Genomic DNA, 12,690 nt, shown 5'->3' on the forward strand with positions numbered 1-12,690 from the left:
GAGCACGATAACTACACTTGAGGGCAAGATGGCCAAAAAGAACTCCAATAGCGACTTGCAGGTCCGCCTTGCCCGAAGACTGTTGCAACTGATTGCAGATGGCGAAATCAAGTTTGGTGACCATCTGCGCGAAATTGAGCTTTCAGAACGATTTGCTGTCTCCAGAACGCCAATTCGCGCCACTTTGACCCTTCTGGAGGATTTTGGCGCCTTGGAGAAGCAGGCAAACAAAGGGTTCTTCGTTACTGTGAACACCGGTTCCGCGCTGAAGATCATTGAAAAACTGCCAAAAGAAGACGATGAAAAGGTCAAGGAACGGATTGCCAGGGATTGGTTCAATGGAGAGGTGCCCAAGGCGGTATCTGAAGGCGAAATCCGAAACCGTTATAATCTTGGAAAAATGACTGCCTCGCGCGTTTTGGTATCGCTGGCCGATGACGGCATCGTCTCGCGGATGCCTGGGTATGGCTGGCAGTTCGAACCCACATTGAACTCGGCCGCAGCGCATGATGAGAGTTATGATTTCCGCTTGATTGTCGAACCCGCATCCATTCTGAGCCCGGAGTTCAGGTTCGACCAGGTCAAAGCATCGGGTCTACGCAAGCGTCACGAGCAGGTGCTTAAGGGGCGGCGACAAATCAGCCTCGCTGAGATCATCCGGCTGGACGAAGAGTTTCACGAGTTCCTCGCGCAATGCGCCAATAATCGTTTTCTCTCTCAAACCGTTGCGCATCAGAACCGGCTGCGTCGTCTGATGGAGCATCAGTCATTGATCGATGCTGGTCGCCTCACCGAGTCCTGCTTGGAACATATCGAGATCCTGAATCATCTTGACGCTGAAGATCGAGAAAAAGCCGCTGCAGTGATGCGACAGCATCTTCAGAAAGCAAAGGAATCCGGACCTGCCTTTTTGAAGTGATGCCGTCAAATTTTGACGCCAGACCGAGGACAAATCGATGAGACGCTCTATCAACATAGCCGATCACGGAACGAGAAAAGCAAAAACCATTGATGCGGGGCAGGTCGGAGAAATGCACCATGGCGCCTCGCTGCGCTGACGGTTCGCACTCGACAGCCTGAAAAGGCTTGGCGATGCCATCGGGGGATATCCATGCCAGCAAATCCAAAAGTGATTTCGATACTGAAGGACCCCCACGACACTACCACCCAAGAAACCCAAATGAGGAGCACCGACAAATGAACGCTAAAACACCATTCCCCAAGCAGGGCCGTCCCTGGTCAGAGGTAAAATCTGATATCGCAACCCTGCGCGACGATGGCATTGCCTTGTCAACACGCAATCAGCTGATGAACGGCATTAATCTGGGCGAGGGCAAGCTCCATAATATCGTTCAGGAAGCCTACAACATGTACTTCCATGGCAACGGCGTTTCAGCAGGGATGGATCCACTCTTTGCGCAGATGCAGAGCGATCTATTGGCCTGGGCGGTCGATCTGCTCAATGGCGGCACCGAAGGGCTGGGCCACTTCACGGGAGGCGGAAGCGAAAGTATCTTTCTGGCCATTCACGCGGCTCGGGAATGGGCGCGGGACAACCTGCCCAATGCCAAGGAACCCTATGAAATCGTCATGCCGCGCACGGGCCACGCCGCTTTCGACAAGGCCGCCCATTATCAGGGGCTCAAGATTGTGCGCATCCCCGCAAGAGAGGACTTCAGGGCGGATGTCGACGCCATGAATGACGCGGTGACCGCCAACACCATCATGATTGTCGGCTCTGCACCCAATTGGGGCTTTGGGCGCATTGACCCGATCGGGGATCTTGCCAGCGTTGCCGAACGACATGGTCTGTGGATGCATGTGGACTGTTGCGTGGGCGGCTACCTGCTGCCGTTCTTGGAGCGCCTCGGAGAAGACATTCCGCCCTTTGATTTCCGCCATGAGGCGGTGTGTTCCATTTCTGCGGATCTGCACAAGCACGCTTACGCGGCCAAGCCTGCATCAACGGTGATGTACCGCTCCAAGGACTACCAGAAATACCATCACGTTGGGGTCAAAATTAGCGACTGGCAGTGCCCACCCTATGTGACCGAAGGGACCTCGGGCAGCCGACCAGCCGCTGCAGTGGTTGCGGCCTGGGCGGCGTTCAGTGTGATGGGCGAGGATGGTTATGTGGACCTCAATCGACGTTGCCTTGAAGTCAAGAAGCGTTTGGTTGATGGCATTGAAGCTATCGAGGATTTCAAGGTTCTGCCCAATCAGTCACTGCTTGTTCCTTTCCGCTCAGAAACATTGAACATGCTCAATATCTACGGTGGATTGGTGGAACGTGGCTACTTTCCCTGGGGTACCTTTGATCCGATGTATGTGCACCCTTCGGCGGAAATGGTTGATCCAGAAATTGTAGACAGGTTCCTGGAAGAGCTTGCAGAGATCGGCAAAGGTGTGCGCGAGGGTACCATTACGGCGGCAGCTCTGGCCGCCTACGCCGCAGACCTCTAATCGTCGCAAGTTTGCATGAGCAGTGTTCGTCCGGTGAAGTCGGTCAGTTTATTGACCTGTAAAACTTCAGACTTGATCTGACGGACACCTCAGCTTGTGGCGATGAGAATGGGTTGCTGGGGTGTTGTTGCACGGATCGCCCATGCGCTGATATCGAGGCGGTCCGTTCCTTTCAGGATGCTGTAAATGCCGCATAAGTTCAACGCCGCTCGTCGTGATAAGATCCCGAAGCAAAGGCATCGTGTGACCAACTGATCTGAGTACAACGAAGGCCTGCGACAGCGAGGTGATCTAACAGTCTGGGTCAGCGAAGATGCGCTTGGCCTGTGGTCGGCACCGCGCCGAACAACGCGTGGTGGACAGCCGCGCCATTCGGATCTGGCGATTGAGTTGTGTCTGACATTGGGGATGGTTTTCAAGCAACCGCTGCGGCAAACTCAGGGCCTGATGCGCTGTATTGCAGGGCTGCTTGGAGTTGAGATCGCAGTGCCTGATTTCTCCACCTTATCCTGCAGGAGCAGTGGGCGAGCACTGCGTGCGACGCGAAAGCCTAGCGGCGGTAAGCCAGTCCATTTGGTCGTGGACAGTACTGGTCTAAAAATCTTCGGCGAGGGTGACTGGCTCGAGGAGAAGCATAAAACAAAGCGCAAACGGCGTTCTTGGCGCAAGCTGCACCTCGGTCTTGATATTGTCAGCGGTGAGATCGTCTGCTCTGATCTCTCTAAGGATGACGTTGGCGATCCGACAGCGCTTCCAGAGCTCTTGGATCAAGTCGACGGCTCGGTTGATCTCTTTCTAGCAGACTGAGCTTATGAGGGAGAACCAACATCTGAATTGCTTGCCGCTCGGTTCGGACCAATGATCGAGGTGACGATCCCACCTCCCAAAAACGCGTTCCTGAGCCCCAATGCGTCCCAAGATCCGATGGCACGAGACCGCCAAATCGCCGAGATCGAAAGCCACGGGCGAATGGCCTGGCAGAAAGCCACTGGCTACAATCAACGCAGCCGATGTGAAACTCTCATGGGCCGATGGAAGGGGATCATCGGGCCCAAGCTGAAGGCGTGCGCATTCGAAACCCAAAAGACTGAAGCTCAAATCGGCGTCCTAATTCTGAACCGGATGACCGAATTTTGCCGCCCGAGTTTCGAACGCGTTGCCTGAAATCCATCTCGGGTAGGGCGCGTTCCAAAGCGCAGCCGATCTATGCAACAACGCCGTCTAGCAGCGTATGCGGCACATCCGACCGAAAATGTCAAAAATCCCGACAAACTGGGCAAGACAGAACGCCTCCCTGTTCGTCATATTGCAAAATACGCTGGCCCTTCCGAGGTCAGGGTTGATCTACGTTGGACCCGCTGAAAGGAAACTAAAAGCTGTACTCATCTGGTCGGGGGGTGCCATGGTAAACCCACCAACATCCGCATTAACTGCGAACGGTCAGATTGCTGCTTGGAGATAGCGCGACAATTCGGACAACAACAAGAAGGCGCAGATTTGTCGCGCTTGAAAGAAATTGATTGGGAGGATCACTGATGACCAAGAAAACTACCGCTACCGCTACCGCTACGTCCGGGGACAATTATCGGTCACATATTCTGGATTTCAACCACAAGCATCTCATCCCGCATCGCCTGGACACGTTCCGAAAGGCGGGCGTTGAAATCCTCATTGGCGAGCGCGAAGGGTATGAGTTCAAAGACGTCAACGGCAAGTCCTTTCTCGACTTTCACCTGAATGGCGGCACCTATAATTTTGGCCACCGCCACCCGGAATTCCTTGCTGCGCTGCAGGAGGGTCTGAAGAAATATGACATCGGAAATCACCATTTCCCAAGCGGCCCCCGCGCCGAGTTTGCCGAAGCTCTGATCGCCGCGGCCCCCGGCGACATGCCCTTTGTATCATTCGCCTCGAGCGGGTCCGAAGCGGTGGACCTTGCGATCAAAGTGGCGCGCCAGACAACCGGCCGGCGGGCCATCGTGGCCTTTGACTGCGCGTATCACGGGCGCTCGGGCCTGTCCGGAGCCGCCGGTGATGCGAGCACCGCGGCATATTTCCTCAGTGACAATCCCGAAGTTTTTCTGACCGTTCCGTTCAACGATCTCGACGCGATGGAGCGGGTGTTGTCCACCGGCCAAGTCGCGGCCGCACTGATCGAGACGATCCCCGCCACCGCTGGTTTCATGTCACCCGATCCGGGTTATCTGCAGGGCGTGGCCGATCTGTGCCGGAAACACGGTACGCTTTACATCTCCGATGAAGTGCAAACCGGTCTGATGCGTACGGGCGATCTTTGGGGCACTCAGACCTTCGGCGTCGAGCCAGATCTGATGGTTACCGGCAAAGGTGTGGGCGGCGGTATCTACCCCTTTGCGGCGCTGCTGATGTCGGATCGCTGCAGCACCTATCTCAAGGAATATGGCTGGGGCCATGTCACCACTTTCGGCGGGTCCGAACTGGGCTGTATCGTCAGCCGGAAAGTTATTGAAGTCGCGCAGCGCCCGGAAGTTGCTGAAAACGTCGCCAAATTGTCTGCCTATTTCAAGACCACCTTTGCTGAATTGCAAGCCCGCCATCCGCATCTGGAGAAGGTGCATCAGAACGGCGTGGTGATCGGGCTCAAGACCTCCTACGCCGAAGGCGGCATCATTTTGATGAAGGAATTGGTTGAACGTGGCGTCTGGGCGATTTTTGCCGGTTTCGACATGTCGACGCTGCAATTCAAACCCGGCGTGCTGTTGGATATGGAGACCGCAAAGAAAGGCATGGAGCGTCTGGATGATGCCCTTGCCGCCATGGCGGATCTGCCAATCCCAAAAGCCGAACCGCGCCCCAAGGCACCAATTGCATCGTCGATCCCCCAAATCGACGTCTCGGATGAAGTGGTCCAAGACTTGGAGCGTGCAGTTGACGCTCATCTGCAGGCTCCGGATTTTCATCCGCTGAAAACAATTGGGCAAGGCGAGATCTGCGTCACCGTGGCTTTCCCGAAAGAAAATCCGGTTGCCGCCTTCAAACGCCTGCCGCCATTCCCAAACCGCGCGCGTGCCGAAGCGTATCTCGGTGTGGTCAACGATTATATCTCCAGCATGGAAAAGGCGGGGTGCCCGGTGGTGCCCACCGAGGGTCGATTTGTTGCGACATCACAAGACGGCGTTGGGCTTTACCTTTGCCAGCCGCTGATGAGCAAGGATCAACTGGTCTCGAATATCCTGCGTGCCGCCACGCCGGACGTCGACCACCCGGTGCTGAATGCGGTATTGGAAACCACAAAAAATGCGACCAGCTCAACGCTTGGCATTGACGCCCAGGTTTCGAATTGGGTGTGGCTGGACGGGAAAGCCATGCAGATTGATGTCTCAACCCCGTTTATGCGTACGTCAGCCGGGAAAGAAATATTGGATCTGGATACCATTATGAAACCGTACCCGGCGCTATTGCGTCCGTACTTACGCCGATTTATGGCCCCCGAGTTGCTGAAATCCTACTACGACCTGCGCGAAAACTATATCGACCTGCTTGGCAACTTGAACCGCGAGGGTATGCCGCAATGGATTGATCCAACGTTGGTTGCAGCGAACCGGTGGCTGCCCTCCAACGCGCAGATCACCCGGGAAGAGGTGGATAAGGCCTATAAGACGGACGCGGGTTCTTATGAGCTTGCTTACCGGCTGAAACTGGTCAACGCCTGGTGGATGCGGAATGTCCGCAGAACGGCTTACCCGTTCATTCTGCAAAAGCCCGAAAAGCGCTAAAGGGGCGTCTACACCATCAGAGCCCAACACCACACAACGTGTTGAATGGAAGATTCGCAAAATTTGGTGAAATGACATGACTGCAAAAAAGAAGCCGGCCCAAAAGAAAGCCTTCGCTGAGTATGATGGCGCCCTTAAAACGCTTGATCAGGCCAAACAAAAATGGGTGCAGACCGGAATACAAGAGCGGCTGACCATTCTCCAAGATATCAAAGACGCATTGAAAAGCGTTGCCGACGATTGGGTGGCAGCAGCCGTGCGGCACAAGGGCATCCCCGAAGGGTCGTCCCTTGAAGGCGAAGAGTGGTTTGGCGGCCCTTATTCCATGATGACTTCCTGTAGTGGGTTTATGCAGACATTGTCACAGATGCAGGACAAGGCCTACCTGGACAATTTGCATATGCGCGAGGTGGCGACCGGACAGACTGCTGTCCGGGTCTTGCCTCATTCGACCTGGGATCATTTGCTGATGTCCGGTGTCAAAGCCGAAATCTGGATGCAACCGGGCGTCACGGCAGACAACCTGAAACAACATGTTGCAAAGATCTATGATATTCCTGTGGATCAGCGGGTCGGCAAGGTCGCACTGATCCTTGGCGCAGGCAATGTGGCCTCGATCGCACCGCTGGATTGTTTTCAGAAACTGTTCGTCGAGGATCAGGTAACTCTGCTCAAGATGAACCCGGTCAATGACTACCTTGCCGAATTCCTTGAGGTTTCCTTGAAGCCGCTGATCGATCGCGACGTGTTGCGCATTGTCAAGGGTGACGGAGCCGTTGGTGCGTATCTGACAGATCATCCGCTGGTCGAGGAGATCCATGTTACCGGGGCTGCCGCGACACATGACGCGATTGTCTGGGGGCCTGGCGAGGAAGGAGTTAGGAACAAGGCCAAGAACACGCCAAAGAACACCCGGCACGTTACGTCGGAATTGGGGGGCGTGTGCCCGACCATCGTGGTGCCAGGGCCCTGGTCGAGGGCAGATATCAAGTTTCAAGCCGAGAACATCGCGACCCAAAAGCTGAACAATTCCGGATTCAACTGCGTCGCCTTTCAAGCTCTGATCCTGCCACGCGGCTGGAACAAAACGGACGCCTTGATGGATCAGATAAGAAAATTCATCGGCAATTCGCGTCGCGAAGCCTATTATCCAGGTGCAAAGGTACGTCTGGATGAATTCGCGCGTCATTCGAAAAATGCCGAAAGGATCGAGCGTGACGGGACCCTGGACTTCGTGATCACGAACCTCGAAGACGACAAGGACGGGTATTATAGGACCACAGAGGTGTTCGGCCCCGCATTCAGTACCCTCGAGTTGGATGCGCCCGACCCCGAGACATATTTGCGGGCAGCAATTGCCTATGCAAACGACCAGCTTGAAGGCACCCTTGGGGCAAACATCATCATTCACCCGACAACGATCTGGAAGATCGGAAAGATCACCTTCGAAAAGATCATTGCGGAATTGCGATATGGAGCGATCGCCATCAACACCTGGACAGGGTTGGCCTATATGACAGCTCAATGCCCTTGGGGAGCATTTCCGGGGCACACAAAGCAGGACATTCAAAGTGGCATCGGGACGGTTCACAATACGATGATGCTCGAACAAACCGAACGATCCGTGGTGCAAGCCCCCTGGAGCCCCTTTCCAAACAACTTGCTGTTCGCCGGGGATTTGAGCCTGATGCCCAAACCGCCCTGGTTGGTTGGCAGCAAGAACCAGGCGGTTATGGGGCGGTTGTTGACGGATTTCTACCATCAACCCAATTGGTTCAAGCTGCAGGCGATCATGATGAATGCCGTGGCCGCCTAACCCGTAAGCTGCTCCCCTTGTTCGGACCACCCGACTGGGGATTTCCGGGGGGTTGGGCTCAGGGTACTTGCTGCAAGCCTGACCCATTCTTCAGCGATGATCGGCGGGTTGCCTAAGCGGAAGTCGAAACACGACCCGCAGAGTGAGGCAGGTCTCGATAGCCGAATTTGAGTAACGTGACTGACCACCGCGTGTTTTGCGGCGCGGCGATCTCCAGTTCCGCACCACATTATCAGAGATTCAGATCGTCACATCACCTTGGCGCCGGAGACTTTCGTTGTATTCTGAACAGTGAGCTACCCCCTGAAATTCGGACACTGACGTAAGCTACGATTTGTTGTCTGCTGATCTTCGACGAAGAGGAGATCAGAGATGTCGAAACGGAAGAACCATTCGCCCGAGTTCAAAGCGAAAGTCGCGCTTGAGGCTTTGAAGGGCGAGCGGACTGTTGCTGAGCTGGCGAGTCAGTTTGGCGTTCACCCAACGATGATCCACAGCTGGAAACGGGCGCTTCTGGAGGGCGCGTCCGGCGTGTTCGAGCGTGGCGGAAAGAAGCCCCCAGAGATCGACGAGGAGCAGGTCAAAGAACTTCACGCTAAGATCGGGGAACTGGCCGTCGCCAACGTTTTTTTGTCACGAAAGCTCAAGCCGTGGATCGGCAAGTGAGGCGCAAGATGTCAATGGCATCTCAATTTTCCCCAAAACGGGCAGGTTAAAATTCCCCAGTTTGGCGGTTTCGGTTGTCAGCCGGTTAGCGACTTGCAGCTCCGTTCTTTGGCGGACGGCCGCGCCGCTTTGGCGGTGGCGGCGGTGTGATGGGCGCGTTTGTGCGGGTGTGTTCTGGGATCAGGTCGGTATGACCGCGCAGTCGGTAGCTGGCCCCTTCGATCTGGACGACGACGGCGTGGTGTAAGAGCCGATCCAAAAGCGCGGTGGCAACGACGGGATCACCAAAGACATCGCCCCATACCCCATCGACTTGATCTCGCGCAGAAGCCGCCGACCCGACAAATCAGGGAACGTCCGAACACGCTCCGTCAGATAAACCCGGTAAGGGTCCAGCACACTGCCTTGCAATGGACGCGGGCCGTAGCTCGGTGCTTCCAGGCCCTGTTCCAGATATTTGCGCACGGTCTTGCGGTCAGAGCCAACCTTGCGCGCGATGGCCGAGATGCTCAGCCCCTGTCGTCGTAAATCGTGGATCAAAACGATCTCCCTCAATCCCTTCACCTGACTGCCCCTGTCTCTCGATAAGGCTCTGGTGAACAGTCTGCCATCGGCTGACTGGCTGCTGGGAGATCGAGGCTATGACGCCGATTGGTTCCGCGAAGCCCTTAATGACAGGGGAATTAGGCCCTGCATCCCAGGTCGAAAATCACGCGACAAGCCTGTCCGATACGATAAGCGGCGCTACAAACGCAGAAACCGCATCGAGATCATGTTCGGACGACTGAAGGATTGGCGGCGCGTCGCCACCCGATACGACAGATGCCCGAAGGTCTTCCTGTCGGCCATCGCGCTCGCAGCTACCGTTCTATTCTGGCTGTAAATCAATGAGTCTGGAACCTAATGCGATCGCTCGCCGCACAAGGTTCCGAGACAGACGCCCGTACTACTAAGTTCATTGAAAAGCTTGTAGAGGCGACCTCATTTAGCGGGCGCGCCACTTCTCTAGTGAATCAAATAAAAAGTGCGTGCAAGGACGGCAATGAAATGCCTAAGAATTTGGGGCGACTTCTAACGGGCTTCGGTTTCATAAAGTCCCGCGATGGAAAGCACCAAAAATTTGAACCACCAAACGAACTATTTGGACTTCAGAGCGAAATTCTGCCTTCTACATCAAGTGACTCACAAAGAGGTGGCAAAAACCGAGGTGCCGAAATTATCAAGAATTTTGGCTTGAAGGAGCTAAAATAAAAACCCCCGCTTTCGCGGGGGCCTTCACTTTTTTCCAAAGACGGGTTCGGTCAGAGACCGGTGGACACGTCGATGGTGTTACCCTCTTCGAGGGTCACATAGGCTTTCTTGACGTCTTTCCGCTTGCCCAACTGGCCACGGAACCGCTTGACCTTGCCTTTGGTGATGGTGGTGTTCACCGCCTTCACCTTGACACCAAACAGCGATTCAACCGCTTCTTTGATCTGCGGCTTGTTGCTGTCAATCGCCACTTCGAACACAACCGCGCCGTTCTCGGAGGCCATGGTCGATTTCTCGGTGATGATCGGCTTGCGGATCACGTCGTAATGTTCTGCTTTCGCGCTCATTTCAGACGAGCCTCCAGTGCTTCGACACCCGCTTTGGTGAGCACCAGCGTGTCACGCTTGAGGATGTCATAAACGTTTGCACCCATCGACGGCAGGATATCCAGACCTTCGATGTTGCGCGACGCCTTCAGGAACCCTTCGTTCACGGTTGCCCCGTCGATGACCAGCGCGCGTTTCCAGCCCAGGTTTGCAACCTGTTTGGCCAGAGCACCGGTTTTGCCTTCAGCGGTCGCATCCTCGATCACGACCAGCTCACCAGCTGCCATTTTGGCAGACAGCGCGTGGCGCAGGCCGAGTTTACGGAACTTCTTGGGCAGGTCATGACCGTGCGAGCGCACGACCGGACCTTTGTAGACGCCACCACCGCGGAAGATCGGTGCCGAGCGTGCGCCATGGCGTGCGCCACCGGTGCCTTTCTGGCGGTAGATCTTCTTGGTGGAATAGTCCACTTCCGAGCGGGTCTTGACCTTGTGGGTGCCAGCCTGCGCGTTGTTGCGCTGCCAACGGACCACACGGTGCAGGATGTCCGCGCGCGGTTCCAGACCGAACAGCTCGGCATCCAGCTCGATGTTGCCGGCTTTGCCGCCGTCGAGTTTGATCACATCAAGTTTCATGCTTCACCACCTTCCGCGGCGACTTCTTCCGCAGGTGCTTCAGTTGCGGCCGATTTGACAGCAGCCGGGAAAGGAAGACCCTCAGGGGCTTTCTTTTTCACGGCGTCCTTGACGGTCACCCAACCACCTTTCGAGCCGGGAACCGCGCCTTTGATCATGAGCAGGCCACGATCGGCATCGGTCTTGACGACTTCGAGGTTCTGGGTGGTGACACGGGCAGCACCCATGTGACCGGCCATCTTCTTGCCTTTGAACACCTTGCCGGGGTCCTGACACTGACCGGTAGACCCATGCGAACGGTGCGAGATCGAGACACCGTGCGAGGCCCGCAGACCGCCGAAGTTGTGCCGCTTCATGGCACCGGCGAAACCTTTACCGATCGAGGTACCGGTCACGTCCACTTTCTGGCCTTCCAGGAAGTGTTCGGCCGAGATTTCGGCGCCGACGTCGATCAGCCCGTCTTCTTCGACCCGAAACTCGACCAGCTTGCGCTTGGGCTCGACCTTCGAGGCAGCGTAATGGCCGCGCATTGCCTTGGAGACACGCTTGACCTTGGGCGAACCTGCACCGAGCTGTACGGCGGTGTAGCCGTCTTTTTCGGTGGTCCGTTGGGCAACGACCTGCAGGCCGTCCAGTTCAAGCACGGTCACAGGGATCTGCCTGCCGTCTTCCTGGAACAGCCGGGTCATGCCGACTTTCTTTGCGATAATACCAGAGCGCATTGTCATACCCTCCGATTACGATTGCAGCTTGATCTCGACGTCCACACCAGCGGCGAGGTCGAGCTTCATCAGCGCGTCCACGGTCTGGGGGGTCGGATCTACGATGTCGAGCAGACGCTTATGCGTGCGGATCTCGAACTGATCGCGGGATTTCTTGTCGACGTGAGGGCCACGGAGAACCGTGAACTTCTCGATCTTGTTCGGCAGCGGGATCGGGCCACGCACTTGTGCGCCGGTCCGCTTGGCAGTGTTGACGATCTCTTGCGTGCTGGCATCCAGGACGCGATAGTCAAATGCCTTGAGCCGAATACGGATATTTTGGCTTTGCATTCTAACAGCCTTTATCTTCAGGCGTTGGAGTTGAGAGGAGGACAGGCGCCCATCGCCCACCCTCATCGAACCCAAAAGGCGGGAATCACCCCGCCTCGATGTTCTTGATGAGAACCCGCGCGCTATACAGGTGTGTATGAGAGGTGGCAAGAGGGAATGATGGTTCGCCGCCGCCAAAGATGTCGCGCGTTCGTGTTTGAAACGCCCCGGCCCCTTCGCCTTGCCTATCGCAGCTTTCCCATCGGTCGCGACTAAGTCACCAACAGAGTGAACAGTTACTCGGGAAGCGGTGCAATCAATGCGAACATCCGCTGAAAGTTCGACGCGCTTACCAATAGGCAAAAAAACCTGCCAGACCGCCGATGACAACCGCACAAATCCCGTCTAGACATTCGCCACGGCCCCGTGGCTCAACTGGATAGAGCAATCCCCTCCTAAGGGATAGGTTGCAGGTTCAAGTCCTGCCGGGGTCACCAGACTATTCAAAAAAAGTATGTACTTTCCATACCTTAGTTAGCTCTTGCGCTCCGATAGGTGACACATTAGGTGACACATGTCGAAGAGCTGATTCAGATACGGCCCAATAAGAATGACCATCAGATACATTCAATGGCGTGGTGGTAGAGCGAACTACCGTCGCAGAATTCCAGAAGACCTACAGGCTCACTACGATGGGAAAGAGTTCTACTTCACCTCTCTGAAAACCAAAGACCCAGCAGAGGCGGC

The 12,690-nt window shown here is 55.7% G+C and carries 13 protein-coding genes, 1 tRNA gene and 3 pseudogenes; 10 read left to right on the forward strand and 7 right to left on the reverse strand.

The window, feature by feature from the left end:
* The first annotated feature begins 28 nt into the window (after positions 1–28).
* The 5 genes and pseudogenes from M3P21_RS20135 to M3P21_RS20155 all read left to right on the forward strand — a co-directional run bounded on the left by M3P21_RS20135 (position 29) and on the right by M3P21_RS20155 (position 8,034).
* Entirely contained in the window at positions 29–919 is an 891-nt protein-coding gene (locus M3P21_RS20135; protein ID WP_249713027.1) for a GntR family transcriptional regulator, read from the forward strand.
* Between the two features lie 278 nt (positions 920–1,197).
* Positions 1,198–2,463 (forward strand): pyridoxal phosphate-dependent decarboxylase family protein, encoded by a 1,266-nt coding sequence (locus M3P21_RS20140; RefSeq protein ID WP_249713028.1) that lies wholly within the window; start codon positions 1,198–1,200, stop codon positions 2,461–2,463.
* Between the two features lie 186 nt (positions 2,464–2,649).
* Positions 2,650–3,627, forward strand: a pseudogene (locus M3P21_RS20145) (IS5 family transposase).
* A 371-nt stretch (positions 3,628–3,998) separates the two neighbouring features.
* Positions 3,999–6,218 (forward strand): aminotransferase class III-fold pyridoxal phosphate-dependent enzyme, encoded by a 2,220-nt coding sequence (locus M3P21_RS20150; protein WP_249713030.1) that lies wholly within the window; start codon positions 3,999–4,001, stop codon positions 6,216–6,218.
* A gap of 76 nt (positions 6,219–6,294) precedes the next feature.
* Positions 6,295–8,034, forward strand: a complete 1,740-nt coding sequence (locus tag M3P21_RS20155; RefSeq protein ID WP_249713032.1) for an aldehyde dehydrogenase family protein — start codon at positions 6,295–6,297, stop codon at positions 8,032–8,034.
* Between the two features lie 90 nt (positions 8,035–8,124).
* On the opposite strand, the gene M3P21_RS22815 is transcribed toward M3P21_RS20155, so the two are convergent.
* Positions 8,125–8,262: a transposase gene (locus tag M3P21_RS22815; RefSeq protein WP_373320088.1), complete on the reverse strand. Its 138-nt coding sequence runs from the start codon at positions 8,260–8,262 to the stop codon at positions 8,125–8,127.
* Between the two features lie 144 nt (positions 8,263–8,406).
* Here M3P21_RS22815 and M3P21_RS20160 point away from each other — a divergent pair, with 144 nt between their 5' ends.
* Positions 8,407–8,700 (forward strand): transposase, encoded by a 294-nt coding sequence (locus tag M3P21_RS20160; protein WP_249713034.1) that lies wholly within the window; start codon positions 8,407–8,409, stop codon positions 8,698–8,700.
* Between the two features lie 85 nt (positions 8,701–8,785).
* Here M3P21_RS20160 and M3P21_RS20165 read toward each other — a convergent pair whose 3' ends face one another.
* Positions 8,786–8,959 (reverse strand): hypothetical protein, encoded by a 174-nt coding sequence (locus tag M3P21_RS20165; protein WP_373320089.1) that lies wholly within the window; start codon positions 8,957–8,959, stop codon positions 8,786–8,788.
* A gap of 41 nt (positions 8,960–9,000) precedes the next feature.
* Positions 9,001–9,264: pseudogene (locus tag M3P21_RS20170) on the reverse strand (IS21 family transposase); the annotation flags it as partial.
* A gap of 25 nt (positions 9,265–9,289) precedes the next feature.
* Here M3P21_RS20170 and M3P21_RS20175 point away from each other — a divergent pair.
* Positions 9,290–9,583 (forward strand): annotated as a pseudogene (locus M3P21_RS20175) (transposase); the annotation flags it as partial.
* 20 nt (positions 9,584–9,603) lie between these two features.
* Positions 9,604–9,951, forward strand: coding sequence for a hypothetical protein (locus M3P21_RS20180; protein WP_249713036.1), 348 nt, complete (start codon positions 9,604–9,606; stop codon positions 9,949–9,951).
* Between the two features lie 50 nt (positions 9,952–10,001).
* Here the strand turns inward: M3P21_RS20180 and M3P21_RS20185 are convergent, their stop codons facing one another.
* From M3P21_RS20185 to rpsJ, 4 genes are read right to left on the reverse strand one after another with little or no spacing between them, the layout of a single operon-like run.
* Positions 10,002–10,298 (reverse strand): 50S ribosomal protein L23, encoded by a 297-nt coding sequence (locus M3P21_RS20185; protein ID WP_037314932.1) that lies wholly within the window; start codon positions 10,296–10,298, stop codon positions 10,002–10,004.
* Positions 10,295–10,912 (reverse strand): 50S ribosomal protein L4, encoded by a 618-nt coding sequence (gene rplD, locus M3P21_RS20190; RefSeq protein WP_249713038.1) that lies wholly within the window; start codon positions 10,910–10,912, stop codon positions 10,295–10,297. Before rplD ends, M3P21_RS20185 begins: the two co-directional genes overlap by 4 nt.
* On the reverse strand, positions 10,909–11,634 hold the full coding sequence (gene rplC, locus M3P21_RS20195) for a 50S ribosomal protein L3 (protein ID WP_249713040.1): 726 nt from the start codon (positions 11,632–11,634) through the stop codon (positions 10,909–10,911). The genes rplD and rplC overlap by 4 nt, the downstream gene beginning before the upstream one ends.
* A gap of 15 nt (positions 11,635–11,649) precedes the next feature.
* Positions 11,650–11,964, reverse strand: coding sequence for a 30S ribosomal protein S10 (gene rpsJ, locus M3P21_RS20200; protein WP_005621947.1), 315 nt, complete (start codon positions 11,962–11,964; stop codon positions 11,650–11,652).
* Between the two features lie 399 nt (positions 11,965–12,363).
* Here rpsJ and M3P21_RS20205 point away from each other — a divergent pair.
* Together M3P21_RS20205 and M3P21_RS22820 are read left to right on the forward strand one after the other, a co-directional pair.
* Positions 12,364–12,440 (forward strand) — tRNA-Arg (locus M3P21_RS20205).
* A 113-nt stretch (positions 12,441–12,553) separates the two neighbouring features.
* Positions 12,554–12,690 (forward strand): DUF6538 domain-containing protein (locus M3P21_RS22820; protein WP_373320091.1); only part of this gene is annotated, 137 nt, incomplete at its 3' end.

The organism is Ruegeria spongiae (assembly GCF_023502395.1).
GTDB classification, from domain to species: Bacteria; Pseudomonadota; Alphaproteobacteria; order Rhodobacterales; family Rhodobacteraceae; genus Ruegeria_C; species Ruegeria_C spongiae.